Annotated in this window: 24 protein-coding genes; 11 read left to right on the top strand and 13 right to left on the bottom strand. The window is 58.6% G+C overall.

Annotated elements, in window-relative coordinates:
- Positions 1-149 precede the first annotated feature (149 nt).
- A complete protein-coding gene (locus tag IF205_RS03770; protein ID WP_259781961.1) occupies positions 150-944 on the top strand; it encodes a substrate-binding periplasmic protein in 795 nt (264 codons plus the stop codon).
- Positions 945-1,000: 56 nt separating this feature from the next.
- On the opposite strand, the gene IF205_RS03765 is transcribed toward IF205_RS03770, so the two are convergent.
- A complete protein-coding gene (locus tag IF205_RS03765; protein WP_259781960.1) occupies positions 1,001-1,315 on the bottom strand; it encodes a hypothetical protein in 315 nt (104 codons plus the stop codon).
- Between the two features lie 5 nt (positions 1,316-1,320).
- Positions 1,321-2,271, bottom strand: a complete 951-nt coding sequence (locus IF205_RS03760) for an acetyl-CoA carboxylase carboxyltransferase subunit alpha (RefSeq protein ID WP_259781959.1) — start codon at positions 2,269-2,271, stop codon at positions 1,321-1,323.
- 297 nt (positions 2,272-2,568) lie between these two features.
- Here IF205_RS03760 and IF205_RS03755 point away from each other — a divergent pair, with 297 nt between their 5' ends.
- Complete coding sequence (locus IF205_RS03755) at positions 2,569-4,383, top strand: methyl-accepting chemotaxis protein (protein WP_259781958.1); 1,815 nt, start codon at positions 2,569-2,571, stop codon at positions 4,381-4,383.
- Positions 4,384-4,456: 73 nt separating this feature from the next.
- Here the strand turns inward: IF205_RS03755 and IF205_RS03750 are convergent, their stop codons facing one another.
- The 4 genes from IF205_RS03750 to IF205_RS03735 all read right to left on the bottom strand — a co-directional run bounded on the left by IF205_RS03750 (position 4,457) and on the right by IF205_RS03735 (position 7,790).
- On the bottom strand, positions 4,457-4,903 hold the full coding sequence (locus tag IF205_RS03750) for a VOC family protein (protein WP_259781957.1): 447 nt from the start codon (positions 4,901-4,903) through the stop codon (positions 4,457-4,459).
- Between the two features lie 81 nt (positions 4,904-4,984).
- Entirely contained in the window at positions 4,985-5,815 is an 831-nt protein-coding gene (locus IF205_RS03745) for a helix-turn-helix domain-containing protein (protein WP_259781956.1), read from the bottom strand.
- 124 nt (positions 5,816-5,939) lie between these two features.
- Positions 5,940-7,241 carry a methyl-accepting chemotaxis protein gene (locus tag IF205_RS03740; RefSeq protein WP_259781955.1) on the bottom strand — a complete coding sequence of 434 codons (1,302 nt, stop codon included), beginning with the start codon at positions 7,239-7,241 and terminating at the stop codon, positions 5,940-5,942.
- A 12-nt stretch (positions 7,242-7,253) separates the two neighbouring features.
- Positions 7,254-7,790, bottom strand: a complete 537-nt coding sequence (locus IF205_RS03735) for a PAS domain-containing protein (RefSeq protein WP_259781954.1) — start codon at positions 7,788-7,790, stop codon at positions 7,254-7,256.
- A gap of 381 nt (positions 7,791-8,171) precedes the next feature.
- Between IF205_RS03735 and acs the strand changes: the two genes are divergently transcribed.
- Positions 8,172-10,115: an acetate--CoA ligase gene (acs, locus tag IF205_RS03730; protein WP_259781953.1), complete on the top strand. Its 1,944-nt coding sequence runs from the start codon at positions 8,172-8,174 to the stop codon at positions 10,113-10,115.
- Between the two features lie 218 nt (positions 10,116-10,333).
- Complete coding sequence (locus IF205_RS03725; RefSeq protein WP_259781952.1) at positions 10,334-10,561, top strand: hypothetical protein; 228 nt, start codon at positions 10,334-10,336, stop codon at positions 10,559-10,561.
- Positions 10,562-10,570: 9 nt separating this feature from the next.
- Here the strand turns inward: IF205_RS03725 and IF205_RS03720 are convergent, their stop codons facing one another.
- Entirely contained in the window at positions 10,571-11,053 is a 483-nt protein-coding gene (locus IF205_RS03720; protein WP_259781951.1) for a PAS domain-containing protein, read from the bottom strand.
- Positions 11,054-11,161: 108 nt separating this feature from the next.
- On the bottom strand, positions 11,162-11,920 hold the full coding sequence (locus tag IF205_RS03715; protein ID WP_259781950.1) for a class I SAM-dependent methyltransferase: 759 nt from the start codon (positions 11,918-11,920) through the stop codon (positions 11,162-11,164).
- Between the two features lie 119 nt (positions 11,921-12,039).
- On the opposite strand from IF205_RS03715, the gene IF205_RS03710 reads away from it, so the two are divergent.
- From IF205_RS03710 to IF205_RS03700, 3 genes are all read left to right on the top strand, one after another.
- Complete coding sequence (locus IF205_RS03710) at positions 12,040-12,525, top strand: DUF2059 domain-containing protein (protein ID WP_259781949.1); 486 nt, start codon at positions 12,040-12,042, stop codon at positions 12,523-12,525.
- Positions 12,526-12,549: 24 nt separating this feature from the next.
- Positions 12,550-13,314, top strand: a complete 765-nt coding sequence (gloB, locus tag IF205_RS03705; protein ID WP_259781948.1) for a hydroxyacylglutathione hydrolase — start codon at positions 12,550-12,552, stop codon at positions 13,312-13,314.
- 89 nt (positions 13,315-13,403) lie between these two features.
- On the top strand, positions 13,404-14,018 hold the full coding sequence (locus IF205_RS03700; RefSeq protein WP_259781947.1) for a glutathione S-transferase N-terminal domain-containing protein: 615 nt from the start codon (positions 13,404-13,406) through the stop codon (positions 14,016-14,018).
- Between the two features lie 58 nt (positions 14,019-14,076).
- Here IF205_RS03700 and IF205_RS03695 read toward each other — a convergent pair whose 3' ends face one another.
- The gene (locus tag IF205_RS03695) at positions 14,077-14,610 is read right to left on the bottom strand and encodes a PAS domain-containing protein (RefSeq protein ID WP_259781946.1); all 534 of its coding nucleotides are present in this window, start codon (positions 14,608-14,610) and stop codon (positions 14,077-14,079) included.
- 155 nt (positions 14,611-14,765) lie between these two features.
- Between IF205_RS03695 and IF205_RS03690 the strand changes: the two genes are divergently transcribed.
- Positions 14,766-15,194: a cupin domain-containing protein gene (locus tag IF205_RS03690; RefSeq protein WP_259781945.1), complete on the top strand. Its 429-nt coding sequence runs from the start codon at positions 14,766-14,768 to the stop codon at positions 15,192-15,194.
- A 6-nt stretch (positions 15,195-15,200) separates the two neighbouring features.
- Complete coding sequence (locus tag IF205_RS03685) at positions 15,201-15,857, top strand: ferredoxin (RefSeq protein WP_259781944.1); 657 nt, start codon at positions 15,201-15,203, stop codon at positions 15,855-15,857.
- Here IF205_RS03685 and IF205_RS03680 read toward each other — a convergent pair.
- From IF205_RS03680 to IF205_RS03670, 3 genes are read right to left on the bottom strand one after another with little or no spacing between them, the layout of a single operon-like run.
- Entirely contained in the window at positions 15,854-16,129 is a 276-nt protein-coding gene (locus IF205_RS03680; RefSeq protein WP_259781943.1) for a BolA family protein, read from the bottom strand. The genes IF205_RS03685 and IF205_RS03680 overlap by 4 nt on opposite strands.
- A 10-nt stretch (positions 16,130-16,139) precedes the next feature.
- Positions 16,140-16,739 (bottom strand): uracil-DNA glycosylase family protein, encoded by a 600-nt coding sequence (locus tag IF205_RS03675; protein WP_259781942.1) that lies wholly within the window; start codon positions 16,737-16,739, stop codon positions 16,140-16,142.
- Positions 16,736-17,467, bottom strand: coding sequence for an NAD-dependent deacylase (locus IF205_RS03670; protein ID WP_259781941.1), 732 nt, complete (start codon positions 17,465-17,467; stop codon positions 16,736-16,738). The genes IF205_RS03675 and IF205_RS03670 overlap by 4 nt, the downstream gene beginning before the upstream one ends.
- Positions 17,468-17,534: 67 nt before the next feature.
- Between IF205_RS03670 and IF205_RS03665 the strand changes: the two genes are divergently transcribed.
- Both IF205_RS03665 and IF205_RS03660 read left to right on the top strand, forming a co-directional pair.
- Positions 17,535-18,017, top strand: a complete 483-nt coding sequence (locus IF205_RS03665) for a low molecular weight protein-tyrosine-phosphatase (protein ID WP_259781940.1) — start codon at positions 17,535-17,537, stop codon at positions 18,015-18,017.
- A 6-nt stretch (positions 18,018-18,023) separates the two neighbouring features.
- Positions 18,024-18,878, top strand: coding sequence for a fructosamine kinase family protein (locus tag IF205_RS03660; protein WP_259781939.1), 855 nt, complete (start codon positions 18,024-18,026; stop codon positions 18,876-18,878).
- Between the two features lie 8 nt (positions 18,879-18,886).
- On the opposite strand, the gene tcmP is transcribed toward IF205_RS03660, so the two are convergent.
- Positions 18,887-20,137, bottom strand: coding sequence for a three-Cys-motif partner protein TcmP (gene tcmP / locus IF205_RS03655; RefSeq protein ID WP_259781938.1), 1,251 nt, complete (start codon positions 20,135-20,137; stop codon positions 18,887-18,889).
- Positions 20,138-20,156 lie beyond the last annotated feature (19 nt).

Raw genomic sequence — 20,156 nt, 5'->3', positions numbered from 1 at the left:
GCGAAACCACAGCATTACGAATGTCGGAATCCTACGGCCAATCAGGCAAAACCATCATTCAAATTTGCTGGAATATACCTATTTTGTTACAATTCGTACTGGCGCATGGAGGGGCATGTTAATACTTCCAGATTTAAAGGGATAATAAGATGATCTCCCGCCGTTCTTTCATCGCAGGCTGCCTCGCCAGCGCCCCGGCCTTGGCTGCTTCTCTGGCTCCGGCCCAAACATCGAATCGACCCCTGGTGCGAGCAGCCTACTACTATAGCTTTCAGCCCTATTCCTTCATTAATAAAAAAGACGGAACGGCGCACGGTATTCTCATTGACCTGATGGACGTGCTTGGCGAAACCTGCGGCTTTGACTTGACGCATAACGGCTATCCCTGGGAACGGGCACAACGGATGGTTGCCATCGGCACCGCGGACGCTTTGTGCTGCCCCATTACGGCAAAAAGGTTGGAATATGTCTATTTCGCCCCTACGGCCGTAACTCCCTTGGCAGAGGCAGCGTTATTCGTTGCCGTCAACAACCCTCGCGCCGATGCCCTCCGCGCTGTCCGCACCAAGGAAGAGCTGTATGAGTTCAGCGCAGTGGACTTCATCGGAAACAGCTCCGGCGAACACATCTGGAAACATCACCCCAATCGGACAACCGTCTACAAAATAGACCAGATACTCAAGATGCTGCAGTTTGGTCGTGCAGACTTTTATTACGCCGACCCGTTCGTGACACGATACAAAATGCGTGAACTGGGCATCCTGGACAAATTCTTCAGTATTCCTGCCGACTTTGTGACCAAGGGGCATAGGGGCAGTATGAATTTTGGGCTGCGCAAGACCTATCCCGACGCGCAGGCCATCGTCGCCCAAGTAGAAGAGGCCATCCCCAGGAGCCTCACCGACGACAAGCGTAGTCAGATCATCGCCCGCTACACCGAATAACCGTCTTTCCGGATTAGAGATCGAAACCTGTTTTGACCCGGCAACAGGCTGGGAGATCAATAGGCAGGCGGCGGTCCCGGACATTGGCGGCCCAGATGGCTGAGGTCCATCGGCTGGCCGGTCTTGCAGTGGGACATGGCCGCAGGCTTACCACAGATGCAGACCTCATCATCGAGATTATAGCCGTTCATATCGGCATAGAAGCTAAGCAGTTTGTTATCCTGATCACGGGCGGCCTGGCAATAATCCCCCTCCGCTGTCAGGGTGACCCAATAGCAGTCTTCCGGCGCTTCTTTTTCAAAGGGAACGAGCGTGCAGGCCGACAAAAGCACGGCGGGGGACAGCATCGCGAATATCCGCCCCCCGATCATGATGCTTAGAGGTCCCGGCCAATCGCCAGGAATTTCTCACGCCGGCGCTTGCGCAGGCTGGCGCCGTCCATCGCGGTCAGCTTTTTAAGCTCATCCTCGATGACATTGCCCAGGGAGATGATCGCCTCGGACGGGTCACGGTGCGCACCGCCCATCGGTTCCGCCACAATCCGGTCGATAATCTTCAGCTTTTCCAGATCCTGTGCGGTCAGGCGCAGGGCCTCCGCCGCGGTCTGGGCATGTTCGGCGCTGCGCCACAGGATCGAGGCACAGCCTTCCGGCGAAATCACAGAATAGATGGAATGTTCCATCATCAGGACACTGTCCGCAGCCGCCAATGCAATGGCCCCGCCGGACCCGCCTTCACCGATGATCGTGGCGACAAGCGGCGTCTTGATCTCGAGGCATTTCTCGATGGAACGTGCAATGGCTTCCGCCTGGCCGCGTTCTTCCGCGCCAACCCCCGGATAGGCACCGGCAGTGTCAACCAGCGTGATCACCGGCAGGTCGAAACGGTCAGCCATTTCCATCAGGCGGATCGCCTTACGATAGCCTTCCGGGCGTGCCATACCGAAGTTATGCGCCACGCGGGACTGGGTGTCGTGGCCTTTCTCATGACCGATCACAACGCAGGACTGGCCGCGGAACCGGCCCATACCGCCCTGGATCGCCTTGTCTTCGGCGAAACCGCGATCACCCGCCAACGGCGTGAAATCTTCGATCAATGTGGAGACATAGTCGCCGAAATGCGGCCGGTCCTGATGCCGTGCGACCTGTACCTTCTGCCAGGGCGTCAGTTTGGCATAGGTCTGGCGCAACAATTTGTCGGCCTTGGTCTGCAGCTTGCCAATCTCGTCGGCAATATTCATCTCGCCGTCACCGGCGAGGTGGCGCAGCTCTTCTACCTTGCCTTCCAGTTCAGCAATAGGCTGTTCAAAATCCAGAAAATTTCGCATTGAATCCGCTTCCGCTAACCCGGGCCAGGCGCACCCTATCAGGGGCAAACCAGCCATAAACCGGTCAGGGGGTAACACAACCGCCCGCACTTGAAAAGACGGCGCGGCCCCACACCCTGCATTTCATAGCCCCAGTATATAACAGGAATAGACCAGGATAATAAGTTGAGATTTAAGGAAAATTCGATCTGATTTGGCTATGGAAAACTGTCACAGATATGCAACAAATACGTAATGAAAAACCAATAAGGACAACCCGCATCCAATAATCAGCCATCACACAGGGGAGTTTTGGGCATGACGGACATTGCGGCCGCTCCGGCGGACATAGGCGGCCTTGCGGAAGGAATGAACACCAACAAACCCGGGAAGGGCGGGCTGACGGTCGCGATGCGCATCTACGCCGTTGTCGGTTTTGCCTTTTTGTTGTTCATCGTTTCCGCCATCGTCGCCCAGACCAATATCGCCGCCATCGGCGAACAGGTGAACCGCCTGGCCAACAACGCCATGCCGATTGCATCCGCGGTGCGCGAAATCCACCTGCATAACCTGGAACAGGGCCGCCAGTTGGAAGGCACCATGCGCGTCGGCGAGGAAGTGATCTATGACGACGATGCGGAAAAAATCTACAAGACACGTGTCGCCGCCTTCCAGCAACAGTCCGAACTGATCGCGGAAAATCTGACGGATGCCAAGGGCATCGCCCGGAACGTACTGGACGGGAACCCGGATGCCGAAACAACCGCCCGCTTCCAGGCCGTCCTGACGGGGCTGGACAAAATCGCGGAGGCCCATGCCGCCTTCGACAAGCAGGCCGGCAGCGTCTTCAGCTATATCGAGGAGGGGTCCTTCCTGACCGCCGTCAAAATGGAAGAAGACCTCAAGACACTTGAGGCGGCGCTTGGCGAACAGCTTCAGGAACTGCTCGGCAATCTTGAGTCCGAAACAAAACAGGCCGTTGCCCGCGCAGAGGCACAGGAGAAAGAAGCCAGCCAGTTCATGCTGGTCTTCAGTGTCATTGCCCTGACGGTCGCCGCCACCCTGACGATCTGGATCGTGCGCAGCGCCATTTCACGCCCCCTGTCCAAAGTGGCGGAAGCCCTCAATGCGCTGGCTGCCGGTGACATGACCGCAGACGTGGCGGTGAAAAGCCGCGATGAAATCGGCAAAGTCGCCGCCGCCTTCCACAGCTTCAAGGAAAAGCTGTTGGAAAACGAGGACCTGCGCCGTCAGCAGGACGCCCAGGCAGAGGCCATGGCCGAAGAAAAGCGCAACGCACAGCTTCAACTGGCCGATGATCTGGAACGGGGTGTGAAAGAAGTCGCCGACACCATTGCGACCATGACCGGCGAATTGGACCAGAATGCCAACCGCCTGCGCGGTGCCTCCGAACAGGCCGAAAACCGCACCAACGCCGTGGCCGGTGCCGCCCAGGGTGCGTCGGACAACGTCGGCGCCGTGGCAGCAGCGGCAGAAGAACTCTCCTCTTCCATCCAGCAAATCCGCCAGCGCGCCGGACGGTCGTCCGAAATCGCACAATCCGCCGTCGACCGGGCTGGCCGCACCGACGCCACCGTCGGCAGCCTGTCGGAAGCTGCCGACAAGATCGTCGCGGTCGTGACCCTGATCCAGGACATTGCCGAACAGACCAACCTGCTTGCGTTGAACGCCACCATCGAGGCGGCGCGGGCCGGAGATGCGGGCAAGGGCTTTGCCGTGGTCGCCAACGAGGTCAAAAGCCTCGCCACCCAGACCGGCAAGGCCACGGTGGAAATCTCCGAACATGTGAACCAGATCCAGGGCACTACCAAAGAGGCCGTGTCCGCGATCCAGTCGATCCGCGAAGTGATCCAGGAAATCTCCGAAATCACCGTGGAAATCGCAAGCTCCATCGACCAGCAGGGCGAGGCCACCCATGAGATCGCGGAAAATGTGCAACGTGCCGCCTCCGGCACATCGGAAGTGACCGGTACGATTGGCGAATTGCGCGATGCGGCGGCCTCCTCCGGTTCTGCGGCCACAGCCATGCACAGCGCCACCCGAGGCCTGACCGATCAGGCGACCCGCCTGCAAAACACCATGGACGAATTCCTGACCTCGATCAGACAGTAATGCCAACCCTGCGGCTCAACTGAGACGGGGGTGGCCCCTCAGCCACCCCCGCTTTTTTCTGCCATATCGTTTTTCAGGCGTCTTCCGCCAGCATGGCGTTATAGCGCCGCTGCATCTCTTCCGGCTCCACCGCCTCGATACTGTGTCCGATATTCCAGCGATGGCCGAAAGGATCGATGATCGTGCCCGACCGCTCACCATAGAACCAGTCCTGTGGTTCCTGCTGAACCGTCGCCCCGGCGTCAACCGCGCGCGCAATGCAGGCATCCGCATCATCCACATGCAGATGGATCGTGGCCGACGGGCCGCCCACCGTTTGCGGACTTTGAATATGGCATTCGGGGAACTCATCGGCCATCATGATGGTCGTTCCGCCGAAATCCAGTTCCACATGGCCGATGCGCCCTCCCGGCTCCGTCAGCCGGAACAGCTCGGTCACCCCGAAAGCCTGCTTGCAGAATTCAATCGCCTTGTCGCAGTTCTTCACATGCAGATAGGGATATACGTCGTGAATTTTCATGGTCTGCCCTTCACCCCTTGGGTTATCGAGAGGTTGGAAAATACCCGCCCTCCGCATGCGCCGTATTGAAGGAATTTGACCTCACGGGATTTCACTTTCCTCAAACGGCACGTGAAAGACGGCGTTGGGGCGGCTGCGCCGGTAGGCACCGGGTGTCATATGGGCAAAGGCGCGGAAATCACGGTTAAAATGCGCCTGGTCGCTGTACCCCTGGTCCAGGGCAAGCTCTGCCGGAGCCTGTTCCGGGCTTGCCGCCAGACTTTCCAGCGCCTCCCTGAACCGCAAAATCCGGCAATAGCGTTTGGGCGACAGGCCCACGGCCTGACGGAACAGGACATTGAAATGACGGTGGCTGTAGTCGGTCTCCTCAACCACGGCCGCCACATCCACCCGATCCGCAAAGCGGTGCAGGGCAAGCGCCACCGCCGGATGCATCCCCCTCGCCCGCTGCAAACGGCTTTCCAGAAGCCGCGCGAACAAGGTAAGGCGCTCATCCGCCGTCGGGGCCTCCGCCAGACGCTCCCGCAGTTCATGGGCAAAGCGCCCCCAGAGGTCATCCAAGGGCACATGCATATCGGCCATTTCATCGGCGGGCATCCCGAACAGGACCGGCCCCGCGCCGGGGCGAAGCTGTACCCCCACGGAAATGACCGGCTCCCCGCGAAGGCGGTAATAGGGCTGGCTGCGCAGGCCGCAGGCAACCATCGGCCCGGCCCGCAATGCCCCGTTGCTGTCTGAAATGTCAAAGGATGCATCCGACAGCCGGATCGCCAGATGCGCCATCCCACTGGGCAGGACCGCCTCACGCGTGATTACCGCGCCGGAAGAAGCCGCCTGCCCGTCATCGGCATTGGTCCAGAAGCGCGCCACGAAAGGTTGCAGCCCCGGCGGCGGTTTCATCGTCACATACATGCCTTCCCCCAGGTCGAAATGCTTGCGGTGAAACTATAACAGATCAACAGGTGTCTGTGGACAACAGCAAAACCCCGGCACTGGGCCGGGGTTCTGTCTGATAATCGGAAAGGTGCAGTCCTGCCTATTCCCGACGCAGGGTCCTCAGGAAGTGATCCACCCCGGTCTCCAACTGTTTGGACTGGTCGGACAGGGCCGCCGAGGAGGTCGACATGCGCTGTGCGCTTGCGCCGGTGGCCTCTGCCGCACCACGGACCTCGGTGATATTGTCGGACACCACCAAAGCGGACTGGGAAGCCTCTTCCATGCTGCGGGCGATTTCGACCGTTGCCACGCTCTGCTGTTCGATCGCCGCCGAGATTGTTGCGGCAATTTCCTGAACGTCGCTGATGACCGTGTCGATTTCCTCGATGGCGGCCACGGCGACATCTGTCGCGCCTTGCATTTCAGCCACCTGGGCCGTGATATCGTCGGTGGCCTTGCCGGTCTGGTTGGCGAGCGTCTTGACCTCATTGGCAACCACGGCAAACCCCTTGCCCGCCTCGCCCGCACGGGCCGCCTCAATGGTGGCGTTCAACGCCAGCAGGTTGGTCTGGTCGGCGATCTCGCGGATCAGGGTCACCACTGTGCCGATATGGCTGACCGCCTCCTTGAGGCTGTCGATATTGCCGGTGGCGCTGCGGGCGGTTTGAACCGCCTTATTGGTGATCTGACCAGCCTTACTGACGTTCCCGCGAATTTCGCCGATCGACGCGCTCAGCTCTTCGGCTGCCGCGGCGGCGGTCTGGACATTTTCAGACGCCGTGCGGGCCGCATTCGCCACCGCGCCCGCCCGTTCGGTCACGCCGCTCGCCTCGCCAACAAGACCGTCGGCGGATGCAACCAATTCGCCGGCCGTTGTTCCGACGGCATCGGCCACGCCCTTGACGCCACCCTCGAATTCCCGAGCCATCTCGTGCAGTTTCTGATCCTGACGCATCATCGCATCGGTTACCGCATTGCAGGCCTCCGCCGACCGTCGGAACTCACCATCCAGACCCCGGCGCAGGATACGGCGATAGAATTTGCCTTCCGCCACATGGCGCAGGCTGGCCTCGGCCTCGCGGACGAAGGCATCGGTCACATCGAGCAGGTGGTTGATACCCGCCTGCAGCTCACCGAACTCATCCCCATGCAGGACATAGAGGACACGCGCCTCCATATCGCCAGCCGCCGCCCGCTTGCAGGCGTCGCGTACCGTGCTCAACCGCTGGCGCAGTTTTGCCATGGCGAACAGGCCGACGCCGGTGATCACAAGTGTCGCCACATCGGCCACGATCACCGTCCAGGACGGCAACCCAAGCAGCGCGAAGACCACTGTCGCCAGACTGGAGACAGCCACCAGGGCAAAAACAATATTAATATTGGCGATGGTTCCTTTAATCATAGCGGCCCCCTATCAACCCTGGCTTTCCAAAGAGAAGATCAATTCATCGTAGCTTTGCCCGCTTTCCTCGATAAAGGCGTTCAGGGCTGCCAGTCCGGCGGCAAGACCTTCCTTCTTGTTCTGGTGTTTGGCTTCTTCGGCCAGCAGTTGCGCGTAAAGCCCCTCGATCTTGCCTACAGCCTCGCGGTTCGGCACACGCCGGTTGGAGTGATAGCCGATGATCCTGTTATGGCTGTCGCGGCTGGGGGTGACATGGGCCAGCACCCAATAGTGATCGCCGTTCTTCGCCATGTTTTTCACATAGGCGAAAATCTCGTCACCAGCCTGGATACGATCCCACAGCAGTTGAAACACACAGCGCGGCATGTCCGGATGCCTGATAAGCGAATGCGGCTGTTCAAGGACTTCCTGTTCCTTGTAACCGGCGATTTCCAGGAAAACATCGTTGGCATAAACTATGCGGCCCTTGGGATCGGTCTTGGACACGATAATTTCGTTATCCTTGAAGAATCGCTCCTTGCCGGTCGGCTGCGCCTTGTATTTCGACATACCGTCGCCCTCTCAAAAACGGGGCCCCCCTCCGGGAAACCAAGTATTACACTTAACTAAATTTACTGAAATCCACTGAGAATTAAAGAGTTATAGGCTGGGAATAGCGGTCCAGGTTAAAAAACTCAATCCACAAATCCAAGGAAGGCCCTCAAATATGGCGCCAACACTTGTGAAGTTTTTTACAAGTTTTTTGTAATCTTCGATGACAGTGAAAAATTCTGCACTAAACCGCGGAAAAAGCCGGACTATCTATTGAATCCGCCCAACGATCGCCGCATTATTGTCGGCAATTGACAAAAATAAGCACCGATCGGTCTGGGTGACATGCCAGCCAGCCGTTACGTGAACCCACCCATTGAATAAGGGGGCATCATAAGAATGTTCAACGTCCATGATTTTGCCGTTCCGGAGGAATGGGCCAAAAAGGCTCATGTCGATGACGCCAAATACCAGGCCATGTATAGCCAGTCTGTCGAAGACCCCGAGGGGTTCTGGGGCGAACACGGCAAGCGTATCGACTGGATCAAACCCTACAGCCAGGTAAAGGACGTTTCCTATGACGCCAAAGACCTGCATATCCGCTGGTATTACGACGGCACGTTGAATGTTGCCGCCAACTGCCTGGACCGGCACCTGGAGACCCGCGGCGATCAGGTCGCCATCATCTGGGAAGGCGATGAACCCACCGTCGACAAGAAAATCACCTATCGCGAATTGCACGAGGAAGTGTGCAAATTCGCCAATGTGATGAAGGCACAGGGCATCAAGAAGGGCGACCGTATCACCATCTATATGCCGATGATCCCGGAAGCCGCAGTCGCCATGCTGGCCTGCGCCCGGATCGGGGCGGTTCATTCCGTGGTCTTTGGTGGTTTCTCGCCGGACGCCCTGGCAGGCCGTATCCAGGACTGTGAATCCAACTGCATCATCACCGCCGACGAAGGCGTGCGCGGCGGCAAGAAGATCCCGTTGAAGGCCAATGCCGACAAGGCCCTGGAACAATGCCCCGGCTGCACGACCTCCATCGTGGTCCAGCATACCAAGGGCGATGTCAACTGGACCGAGGGCCGCGACGTCTGGTATCACGAGGAAATGGCGAAGGCATCCGCCGACTGCCCGGCAGAGGAAATGAGCGCGGAAGACCCGCTGTTCATCCTCTACACCTCCGGTTCCACCGGCAAGCCGAAGGGCGTGCTGCACACATCCGGCGGCTATCTGGTCTATGCCTCCATGACCCATAAATATGTCTTCGACTATCACGAAGGCGATATCTACTGGTGCACGGCGGATGTGGGCTGGGTCACGGGCCACAGCTATATCGTCTATGGTCCGCTGGCCAATGGCGCAACGACACTGATGTTCGAGGGCGTGCCGAACTATCCGACCACCTCGCGCTTCTGGGAAGTCTGCGACAAGCATCAGGTCAACACCTTCTATACCGCACCGACCGCAATCCGCGCGCTGATGCGTGACGGGGAGGAACCTGTCAAGAAAACCGACAGGTCCAGCCTGCGCCTGCTGGGCACGGTGGGTGAGCCGATCAACCCGGAAGCCTGGATGTGGTATCACGAGGTAGTCGGCGAGAAACGCTGCCCGATCGTGGATACCTGGTGGCAGACGGAAACCGGCGGCATCCTGATCACGCCGCTGCCGGGTGCGACCGCATTGAAACCCGGCTCCGCCACGCGGCCCTTCTTTGGCGTCCAGCCGCTTCTGGTGGACAACGAAGGCACGCCGCTGGACGGGGCGACGGAAGGCAACCTCTGCATTGCCGATAGCTGGCCCGGCCAGATGCGCAGCGTCTATGGCGACCACGACCGTTTCGTCCAGACCTATTTTTCCACCTATCCCGGCCGCTACTTCACGGGCGACGGCGCCCGCCGGGACGAAGATGGCTATTACTGGATCACCGGCCGTGTGGATGATGTGATCAACGTATCCGGCCACCGCATGGGCACCGCAGAGGTCGAAAGCGCGCTCGTCGCCCATGACAAGGTCGCCGAGGCGGCTGTTGTCGGCGCCCCGCATGATATCAAGGGCCAGGGCATCTATGCCTATGTCACGCTCAACGCAGGGATCGAGCCCAGCGATGAGTTGAAGACGGAACTGGTGAAATGGGTCCGCGCCGAAATCGGCCCGATCGCTTCGCCGGACTGGCTGCAATTCGCACCGGGCCTGCCCAAGACCCGTTCCGGCAAGATCATGCGCCGTATCCTGCGCAAGATCGGCGAGAATGAGTTCAGCAACCTGGGCGACACTTCGACACTTGCCGATCCGGCCGTGGTGGACGATCTGATCGAGAACCGCCAGAACCGGGGGTAATCGTCAGTCAGCCTGACAAGACAAAGGCCGGGGCCCTGTGCCCTGGCCTTTTTTTGCCCGGTTCACAAATTTGTCACAGAAACATCCTTGGTTTTTCTACCTATACGATTGTTAAATGGCTCTACTTCCATTATTGTCCGGAAATAATCTGGCACGGTACTTGCGTCGTATTTCAGCAAGAGCTTCTTGTTCCCCAACGAGAAACGAGGAATGAGCCAATGATGTCGAAAGTTATAGGGATAACACTGGGCGCCGCCATTTGCGGATTGGTCTGCCTCACCCTTGTCCTGCTCGCCGGTCATTGGATTAGCGTGTCTTTTTCCACAGATCAGGTAGGTCATTTCACGATCATTGCGGCCGTTCTCGGGCTGGGACTGATCGCGATGGGCCTGCAGATGCGCCAGCTTCGCCGCAGTTTCCTTGAGTTACCGCGCCGCCGCAAGTAACAGGCCGGACTACCATTCATCATCCAGCTTGAAGCGGAAGTCGACGACAATCATCAGCCGGTCGACCTTCTCCCCACAATCCGACAGGGGCAGGATAAGGTCTTCCAGTTCCGCAATATCTTTCTTCGGCCCCACATAAGGGGTATTCGCCAGAATGGGTTGGCGGGTGTCGATACATGTCGAAAAATTTTCCACAAGCATGTCAGAGGGTTGCAACGCATCCACCTCGGACAACCGCCTTCCGGTATAATCGTTGGATAAAAATTCCCGCATTCGTGTACCAAGCAGGCGGAACAGGAAATCCCCGCCACCATCCAGAACCGCCAGCATGCACATATTGGGCAGAATGGACTTGAGCTTTGCCGGGTCGATATCCGCCCGGCATGGAATTCGGCTGTCCCGGCATTGGCTGTGCCAATAACGCAGAGCCTTGCGCGTTACCGGGGACTTCAATTCGTCCGAATCCGGATCAATAACCAGTCGCCTCGACAAGGCGCACTCCCTTACCAACGTTGTCGCCCCCACCGTATATTTCGTCATTGTAACGGTGAGCCGGTTTCAAGTCTTGGAAAAATTTGGAAAAGCCGTGCAAACCGAGCGTTATTCCGCTGCGTCGCGGGTCGCTTTCCTGTGGCGTCGGACAACATCCACCGCCCCCGGAAGAACCACCATTTTGCGTTTGGCGAGGGGCCGCATCGGCGCTGCCGCATAGACCTGCTTGCAGGCCTCGACCAGCAACACCCCGCCCAGGCGCGGGAACCAGCGCGCGCCCAAACGCTCCCAGAACGGGGCTGTATGCAACAGAAACTCCCATTTCTGCGGCGGAATATAAAGGGCGCGTGTCACCTGCTGAGGTTCAAACTGCGTTTCGCGCAACAACCGGCGGACCTGCCCCACCGTATAGGGTTTTCCCATGCCGAACGGCGTCACATCCCGGCGTGCCCAGAACCCCCGGCGTGCGGGCACAACCACCAGCATCCGGCCATTTCCCTTCAACACACGCCAGGCCTCGCGCATGGTCTGGCGCAGATATTCCGCGTTTTCCAGGCCATGCACCAGAATCAGGCGGTCGACGGAATAATCGGGAAAGGGCAAGGCCGTTTCATAGGCCAATGTCACCCGGTTGGGTTTGCCGCGCGGCCAATGGGTCACGCCCTGATGTGCGGGCATCACCGCCAGCGTGCGTTCCGCCTCACCTTCAAACTGTTTCAGATAGGGCGTCGCATAGCCCAGGCCGACCACGACCTCACCCTTCACATCCGGCCAGAGCTGACGGATGCGGCTGCGGATGAAATGCCGCGCCACCTTGCCCAGTCGGCTTCGATAAAATGCATTCAGGTCAACGACATCTATCCACATGGCGTTATCGTGTCACGGCCTGCAATTGAAGGCAATCGCTTTACCGGCCATAGACCGGATGACAAGCCCAGTTGATCCCTATACCCTGACCGCCAGACAACCTAACCCCGGGGGAAAATATGTCACGCCTACTCAGTCTTTTTGTCGGCATCCTGCTTGCCGTTTCCACCCTGCAAACGGCCCATGCCGAATCCAAACAGGACAAAATCCGCGAGCTGATCAAGATCAGCGGCGCCAGCAGCACGCTGGACATGATGCGCGGCCCGATGATCCAGCAGCTTCGCGTTAATCTTGACCAGGCGCTGCCCAACCTGACGGACGATCACCGGCAACAGCTTATCGGTGTCATCGAAGAGGAATTCGAGGCAACCTTTCCCGAATTCGTCAACATGATGATCCCTGTTTTCGATGAAACCTTCACCGAAAAGGAAATCAATGACGTTGTGGCCTTCTACAAGACGGACAGCGGCAAGGCCTTTGCCGAAAAACAGCCCCAGATGATGATGAAAAGCATGCAGGCCGGACAGGCCTGGGGCCAGCTTTTCGGACAGCGCGTCACAGAAAGAGTGAAAGCGAAAGCCAAGGAACTGGGCTATAATATCTAACCCCAACAGGGACAGTCGCCAGCCATGCTCGAAATCGTTCAAATTCCGGTCCTAGACGATAACTACGTTTATCTGGTCCACGAGCCCGGCCAGAACATGACCGCCGTGGTCGACCCTGCAGTCGCCGCGCCGGTCCTGGCGGAGGCCAAGGCCCGTGGCTGGCGCATCACCCATATCCTGAATACCCACCATCATCCCGATCACGTGGGCGGCAACCGGGAAATCCAGGCGGCGACCGGCTGTACCATCGTCGGCCCCCGGGCCGATGCCGCCCGCATTCCGGGCATTGAGATCGAAGTCGGCGACGGCGAGCAGTATGATTTCGGCAATGCCCGGGCCACGGTCTTCGATGTGCCCGGCCACACCCGCGGCCATATCGCCTACTGGTTCGAGGCGGACGACGCCCTGTTCTGCGGCGACACGCTCTTTGCACTGGGGTGCGGCCGTCTGTTCGAGGGCACGCCGGAACAGATGTGGACGTCGCTTGGCAAACTGCGCCGGCTTCCCGATCAGACACGCGTCTATTGCGCCCATGAATATACCCAGGCCAACGCCAGGTTTGCGTTAAGCGTTGACCCCGACAACAGCCTGCTGCGCGAACGGGCAACGACGATCGACGCAAGGCGCGCCAAGGGACAGCCGACGATACCGTCGCTTCTGGGCGATGAGAAGGCAACCAACCCCTTCCTGCGCGCCGATGCCCCGGCGCTTGCCGCCAACCTCGACCTCTCCGCCGACGACCCGGTCCGGGTTTTTGCCGAAGTGCGTCACCGTAAGGACAACTTCTAAGCGCAGGTTCCGCCAAATTGGCTCTGCCAGCCGGATGCGCGGTTATCCTAGACTGCTGCCCGGTCCTATAAAAAAAGGGGAAGACAACAATGAAACTGCTTTACAGCCCGACCTCACCCTATGCCCGCAAGGTTCTCGTCCAGGCCCATGAAACCGGCCTGATGGATCGGATCGAGGTCGTCTCCGTCAAACCTTTCGAGGATGACAGCCTGCGTGAGACCAACCCCTTGGGCAAAGTCCCTGCCCTGATCCGCGAAGACGGCCCTGCCCTTTTTGACTCCACGGTTATCTGTGACTATCTGGATCACCTGCAGGGTGGTGAGAAACTGGTCCCGGAAGGTGGTGAAGAGCGTTGGGATATCCTGCGCCTGCATGCCACGGCCCAGGGGGTGACCGATGCGGCACTGAACCTGCGCCAGCAGGCCATGCGGGAAGAGGCCACCGGCACCGCCGTCGCCAAGGACTGGTGGGTGGACCGGCAGTATGCGGCGATCAACGCGGGGCTGGACCTGCTTGACCATGAAGCCGCCACGCTGGACCGTTCGGTGAGCCTGGCGTCGGTTGCATCCGCCTGCGCCCTCGACTATCTGCAGTTCCGCTTTGCCGACCACCCCTGGCGCAGTGGCCGTTCGGATCTGGCAAACTGGTTCGACCGTTTCATGGACCGGCCGTCCATGCAGGCAACCGATCCGCGCAAAGGCTGACCGTAAACACAAGAATCTGTTATGCCGGACAGGCCCAGAAACCCGGTGGCCCGGGCCGTTATGTGAGGGGGAAGACCGTGACCTCATCCACCACATGATGCAAAAGGTCGCCGGGACGGACATCCCGCCCGAAGGCATATTTGGTGACCCCGATCAGGTCGGTCACCGTCCTTCCGTCCTTTGACAGTGGAAGAACCAGCCGGTCATGCTGACTTTCAGGGCCGTTGCGATAACGCGTCCGGCCATGGGAATAGAGGATACAGGGGCCCTGCACCACACGGTCGAGGCGTTCGCGGATACCCTCCAGACTGTCGGGAGCATGCACCTCTTCCAGCAATTTCCCTGCAAGGCTGAACCCATAGACCATATTGATGTCTTCACCGGCCAGACGATAGCGGAAGCTGCTCTCTGACGGCACCGCCTCCATCAGCCAGACATGACCGATCGCGGGCGCAATGGCGGTCGGGTCAATATCCGCACGCGCGGGCATCAACCGGTCCTGCCGGGCCACAAACCAATGATCCAACAATTGACGCAACGGCCGACTGGCGATGCGATCGCGAATATCGGCCTCAATCCGGGATGGCATCATCGCTTTCCCTGAGACATTCCCCCCCTGCATATTCCAAACCTGTCCACTTGTTTGGTATTCAGGCTGATTAAGAAACCTGTAAGTAGTTAACAAAAGGTTTACGATGGGTGAATTCCTTTGTTTTCGAACGGATTGCAACGCGCTAGGGTGCGGATATGAACGCTGACACGATTATCGAAGAGTTGAACATGCAGCCGCACCCGGAAGGGGGCTGGTATGTTGAAACCTTTCGCGCCGCTGAAGAAGGCAACCGCCGCGCCGCCTCGACGGCAATCTATTACCTGCTGCAACAGGGCGAACGCTCTCACTGGCATCGGGTGCTCGACGCCGATGAGGTTTGGCACTGGTATGCGGGTGGCCCGTTGCGCCTGAAATCCTGTGTCGAGGGCGGGCCGGTCGAGGAAACCATCCTGGGCAATGATTTCACCGGGGGACAGCGCCCGCAGGCCGTCATCCCCCATAATGTCTGGCAAGCGGCGGAGCCCCTGGGCGACTGGGTGCTGGTGGGATGCACCGTCGCGCCCGGTTTCGATTTCCGCCAGTTTGAAATGGCGCCGCGGGACTGGTCGCCGGAGGAAGGCTGACCCGTCATGCTGGAGCGGCTGGGCCATTATCTACAGGACTACGGTCTGATCCTTCGCGGCGGGTTTCACCCTGCCGATGATGATCCTCTGGCCACAGAAGCCGGCACGCTCGTCCTGATCGGCAACGCAGGCAGCGCGATCTGGCCCCCCTTCGAGGAACAGCATACTCCGCATAAAGACGCGCTGGATATCTGGACCAAACAGGTGCTGGACAAGGCCGCGGCGCTCTTCGGCGCGACCGCCTTTTACCCCTCCGACGGGCCGCCCTATCACCCCTTCCAGCAATGGGCACAGCAGGCGGAGGGCCTCAGCCCCTCGCCGCTCTTCATCCTGATGCATCCGGAATATGGATTGTGGCACGCCTATCGCGGGGCACTGGCCTTCAGGGAAAAACTGGACCTGCCCGAACGGAAGGCTGCCCCCTCGCCCTGCGACAGTTGCGTGGACCGGCCCTGCCTCACCGGATGTCCGGTCGATGCCTTCAGCAGTGACGGATATGATGTGGCCGCCTGCGCCGCCCATCTTCGCACGGCGGCAGGCGCGGATTGCATGAACCATGGCTGTGCCGCCCGGCGCGCCTGCCCCATCGGACGCGACTATCACTACACCCCCGGCCACGCGGCCTTTCACATGAAGGCCTTCGTCAGGGCGCGCGGCGATTAGGCAGCGGCCTCCGCCGGGGTCAGTGTCTGCAGGGCCAGCGCATGAACCGGACCGGCCATTTCCACTTTCAGCAGATCATAGACCAGACGCTGGCGCGCAACGCGGTTCAGCCCATCGAATTTGTCGGAGACGACAACCACACGGAAATGGGAAGACCCGGTCCCGGGGGAGCCTGCATGGCCCGCATGCAGATGGCTTTCGTTTTCCACGGCCAGCTGTGCAGGCGAAAGGCCCTCGGTCAGTTTGCGGGTGATATCCTGTTCGACTGTCACTCTTTTATCCTCAACTCATATCCAGCAATTTTTTTACGTCCGCCCGCAGCACCGGCAAAACCTCCTCTGCGAACCAGGGGTTCTTTTTCAGCCAGGCCGTCGTACGCCAGCTCGGGTGCGGCAAAGGCAGGAAACCCGTCTCCCGATAGCGCCTGAAATCGCGCACGGTTTCAGTCATGGTCCGGCCCATGTCCTTCCCCAGATAGTATTTCTGGGCGTAACTTCCAACCAGCAGGGTCAGTTGAATTTCCGGCAGGAAGGCGCGCAGGGTGTCGTGCCAGAGCGGCGCGCATTCCGGACGCGGTGGATTGTCACCGCCTTTCGGGTTGCGGCCCGGATAGCAGAAGCCCATGGGCATGATGGCGATTTTCGAGGCGTCGTAGAACACGTCCCGGTCGAGCTGCAGCCACTCGCGAAGCCGGTCGCCGCTGGGGTCGTTCCAGGGGATGCCCGTCTCATGCACCTTGGTGCCCGGGGCCTGGCCGATGATCATCAGCCGCGCCGTGGCCTCCATCCGCACCACCGGACGCGGCCCCAAAGGCAGATGCGCCGCGCAGTGATCACAGGCCGCAACCTGCCCCAGCGTCTTGTCGAAATCCTGCGCCGTCACGCCACTGTCGCCAGCAGGCGCTCCACCAGTTCCGGCACCGTCTTGGAGGCAGGGCCATAGAGCGCCTCGTGAAAATGGGACGCCCCTTCCGACGGCTCCAGATTGGCCTCGATCGTGCGCGCCTCGCCCGCCTCACGCACGGTGGCGACAAAACCCGCGGCAGGATAGACATTGCCCGAGGTGCCGATGGAAATGAACAACCCGCAGGTATAAAGCGCCTCGGCAATGGCCTCCATCATGAAGGGCATTTCGCCGAACCAGACCACATGGGGCCGCATGCGGCCCGCGCGTCCACAGGCCGGGCAGGCCGTGTCGGTGCCCAGGTCCCGCCGCCAGCCCTGCACATGATCGCAAAAGCCACAGCGCGCCTTGAGCAACTCCCCATGCATATGGATGACGTTCCGCGATCCGGCGCGCTCGTGCAGGTCGTCGATATTCTGGGTGACCAGCAGCACACCGCCGGGCCAATCGCGTTCCAGCCGCGCCAGAGCCTCATGGGCGGCATTGGGCTGAACCGCCTCGCGCTGCAGGGCTTCGCGGCGCTGGTTATAGAAGTCGTGGACCCGCACCGGATTGGCGGCAAAGGCCTCCGGTGTCGCCACATCCTCCACATTGACCGTCGCCCAGATTCCATCCGCATCGCGAAAGGTGCTGAGCCCGGATTCCTTGGAGATTCCGGCCCCTGTCAGAATAACGATCGGTTCGTCCTGTTTCACGCCCTGATGCATCAAAAATGGTTTCCGCTTTTCCCGGCTTATGGTACCTCTGCCATAACCTTAAACCAGGGGCGGGGCTATGGTAAAAGTACTTTTGGTTTGCACCGGCAATATCTGTCGGTCTCCCACCGGCGAAGGGGTTTTTCGCCATCTGCTGGCCGAGGAAGGCCTGAGCGACCATATCATCACCGATTCCTGTGGTCTGGAAAGCTGGCATGTGGGCAAGGCACCCGACCCGCGCACCATCGCCGCCGCCGCAAAACGCGGCGTCGACCTGAGTGAACTGCGCGCCCGCCAGATCCAGCCCGACGACTTTCATGACTTCGACCTGCTACTTGCCATGGACGGCGGCCACTTCAACGGCATGCGCGACCAGGCCCCGAAACAGACCCAGGACAAGATCCGCATGTTCCTGGAACCGGTTGCCGAGGCCATCGGCCGTCTGGACGTGCCCGACCCCTATTACGGCGGCGCGGACGGTTTTGAAGACGTGCTGGACCTGATCGAGGCCGGGTCCCGCGCCTGGATCAGCAATCTGCGGAACGGCTTTCAACCCAAATAATCACCGATGCAGGACGGTCATCGCAGACGCATAGAGGAAATCCGGGGCAGCCAGTTGGCCCGCGCCGATTACCTGCCCGGCGGCTGTGTGGGCGAGGTCTGGAAGCTGACTTTCGAAGACGGCGGACAGGCGGTCGCCAAGACCGCCAATGGCGAGGATACGCTGGATATCGAGGCCTATATGCTGCGCTATCTGGCGGATCATTCCGGCCTGCCGGTGCCGCATGTGATAGAGGCCACGCCGGACCTGCTGTTGATGGATTATGTGGAAAGCGGCGGCTCAATCAACGTACGCGTACAGGAAGATGCCGCGGATATCCTGGCGAAACTGCATGATGTGACGGCCCCGAAATTCGGCCATGAGCGCGACACCCTGATCGGACCCTTGCATCAACCCAACCTCTGGACCGATCGCTGGATCGATTTTTTCCGGGATCATCGCCTGCTTTATCTGGGCCGCGCCGCCAATGACGCCGGACAGTTGCCCCCTGGCACGATGGCGCGGCTGGAACGGTTATGCGGGCGGCTGGACAGCTGGTTGAGCGAACCGACGGCGGCCAGCCTGATCCATGGCGATATCTGGGGCGGCAATGTGCTGGCCAAAGGCGACCGTATCGCCGCCTTCATCGACCCGGCGATCTACCACGCCGACCCGGAAATCGAGCTGGCCTATACCACGCTGTTCCACACCTTCGGCCAGCGCTTCTTCGACCGCTATCAGGAACACCGCCCGCTCAGCCCCAATTTCTTCGACGAACGCGTGGCCCTCTATCACCTCTACCCCCTGCTGGTGCATGCAAGGCTTTTCGGCGGTGGCTATGGCAGCCAGGTGGATTCAATTTTGCGGCGGTTTGTGGGGTGAGTCAGAATTTAGAAAATGAAACGACGTTGTCCGGTGTGATGCAATAAGTCTGTGTGCTGGACGCTACGCCCTGACCGTCGAATTGCACCATCCGGACTCTTGAATACAACATCTGTTGACATTAAGAGGTCGAATGTCTTTTCCATACCACGTTTATCTGCAGGATTTCCATTCGCTGTTCTAAGCATTAACTCTTCAACACTAAGACCAAAAAGCTGATTGTCAGTTATGTATTTTAGCAAACTCTCCGCTAGATGCTCTGGGAGACGTCGGTCTAATGCCTCTACCGTGTTTTCCTTAATGAGGTCATCAACATAGGAATGCCTCGGGGCATACCCCAACATCATGAGGTCAAGCCCTTCTACTCCATAAAGAACTGAATGAGTTGCATAGGAACGGTGGACGCCAAGCATTACTTCGCGGGCCTTCCAGCTCCTTGTGATATGTGCAAACCAATATTCACGCCCATCCGTATAAGACTTAATCGAAAATGGGTGAATGTATATTTGCCCTAATTTTGAAAGATATGACTGTAATAGGTATTTTCTACATTCGTACTGATATACTGGGATTAAATTTGACTCATTCCTCTTGGAGACCAACTCATCAATCGGCAAATCGTAGCCAGCAATATCCAATGACTTTCTAAAGGCATCTGATGGATTCAGAAAATCCACTATCTTATCAACAGAAAGAAATAGTAAGACTTCTGCTTTCTTTAATTCAGTAAATATTTTTACAATATCGTAAACAGTAGCATCCGAGTAACCATATTGATCTAGGATAAACAGAGCTTTGCCAGCACGCGGAGTGTGTTTTTTCGCGCTAGAAATCAATTCATCTACGATTTCTGAACATGTAGCAACACGACATCTATCCAATAACGTATCGTATGATCGATCTCGAAAGTGCCCCTTCAAGCTTTCGATAGCTTCAGGTTTAATATCCGAAAAGAAATAGTTTACATCAATTAGTAGGTCTTTGTGCCTATCTTGCTCTCTAATCTCATTTTCCGCTTCGCGAACAGCTTCTAATATCTGGAAAGGTGACCCCATATGGTCGCTGTCGCCGTCTTTATATATCCCACCCCCACTAAAACAATCGAAGATAGATGTCTTAAACTCGTCCGCTGTCCGTGGTTTGCTAAGTGTTAGAACATATTGCTTAACGTAGTCATGGATAATTTTGTGTTTTATTTTTGTGTGGGGATCAACCGGGGGCTTATCACCCCAGTTATACTTTTCTTTTTTCTTTGCCATTATCACCTACACAATAATG

It is taken from the genome of Aestuariispira ectoiniformans, from assembly GCF_025136295.1.
Taxonomy (GTDB): Bacteria; Pseudomonadota; Alphaproteobacteria; order UBA8366; family Aestuariispiraceae; genus Aestuariispira_A; species Aestuariispira_A ectoiniformans.
Note: the sequence above shows the minus strand (reverse complement) of the source record. Positions and strands in the feature narration are given on the sequence as shown.

Bases quoted from the DNA above. Each gene is read 5' to 3' on its own strand.
- IF205_RS03665 (WP_259781940.1), top strand. From the start codon at position 17,535: ATGGTAAAAGTACTTTTGGTTTGCACCGGCAATATCTGTCGGTCTCCC.
- IF205_RS03745 (WP_259781956.1), bottom strand. From the start codon at position 5,815: ATGTATGTGACGATGAAACCGCCGCCGGGGCTGCAACCTTTCGTGGCG.
- gloB (WP_259781948.1), top strand. From the start codon at position 12,550: ATGCTCGAAATCGTTCAAATTCCGGTCCTAGACGATAACTACGTTTAT.
- tcmP (WP_259781938.1), bottom strand. From the start codon at position 20,137: ATGGCAAAGAAAAAAGAAAAGTATAACTGGGGTGATAAGCCCCCGGTT.
- IF205_RS03725 (WP_259781952.1), top strand. From the start codon at position 10,334: ATGATGTCGAAAGTTATAGGGATAACACTGGGCGCCGCCATTTGCGGA.
- IF205_RS03715 (WP_259781950.1), bottom strand. From the start codon at position 11,920: ATGTGGATAGATGTCGTTGACCTGAATGCATTTTATCGAAGCCGACTG.
- IF205_RS03755 (WP_259781958.1), top strand. From the start codon at position 2,569: ATGACGGACATTGCGGCCGCTCCGGCGGACATAGGCGGCCTTGCGGAA.
- IF205_RS03710 (WP_259781949.1), top strand. From the start codon at position 12,040: ATGTCACGCCTACTCAGTCTTTTTGTCGGCATCCTGCTTGCCGTTTCC.
- IF205_RS03670 (WP_259781941.1), bottom strand. From the start codon at position 17,467: ATGCATCAGGGCGTGAAACAGGACGAACCGATCGTTATTCTGACAGGG.
- IF205_RS03735 (WP_259781954.1), bottom strand. From the start codon at position 7,790: ATGTCGAAATACAAGGCGCAGCCGACCGGCAAGGAGCGATTCTTCAAG.
- IF205_RS03765 (WP_259781960.1), bottom strand. From the start codon at position 1,315: ATGATCGGGGGGCGGATATTCGCGATGCTGTCCCCCGCCGTGCTTTTG.
- IF205_RS03770 (WP_259781961.1), top strand. From the start codon at position 150: ATGATCTCCCGCCGTTCTTTCATCGCAGGCTGCCTCGCCAGCGCCCCG.
- IF205_RS03760 (WP_259781959.1), bottom strand. From the start codon at position 2,271: ATGCGAAATTTTCTGGATTTTGAACAGCCTATTGCTGAACTGGAAGGC.
- IF205_RS03750 (WP_259781957.1), bottom strand. From the start codon at position 4,903: ATGAAAATTCACGACGTATATCCCTATCTGCATGTGAAGAACTGCGAC.
- IF205_RS03740 (WP_259781955.1), bottom strand. From the start codon at position 7,241: ATGATTAAAGGAACCATCGCCAATATTAATATTGTTTTTGCCCTGGTG.
- IF205_RS03690 (WP_259781945.1), top strand. From the start codon at position 14,766: ATGAACGCTGACACGATTATCGAAGAGTTGAACATGCAGCCGCACCCG.
- IF205_RS03685 (WP_259781944.1), top strand. From the start codon at position 15,201: ATGCTGGAGCGGCTGGGCCATTATCTACAGGACTACGGTCTGATCCTT.
- acs (WP_259781953.1), top strand. From the start codon at position 8,172: ATGTTCAACGTCCATGATTTTGCCGTTCCGGAGGAATGGGCCAAAAAG.
- IF205_RS03660 (WP_259781939.1), top strand. From the start codon at position 18,024: ATGCAGGACGGTCATCGCAGACGCATAGAGGAAATCCGGGGCAGCCAG.
- IF205_RS03695 (WP_259781946.1), bottom strand. From the start codon at position 14,610: ATGATGCCATCCCGGATTGAGGCCGATATTCGCGATCGCATCGCCAGT.
- IF205_RS03700 (WP_259781947.1), top strand. From the start codon at position 13,404: ATGAAACTGCTTTACAGCCCGACCTCACCCTATGCCCGCAAGGTTCTC.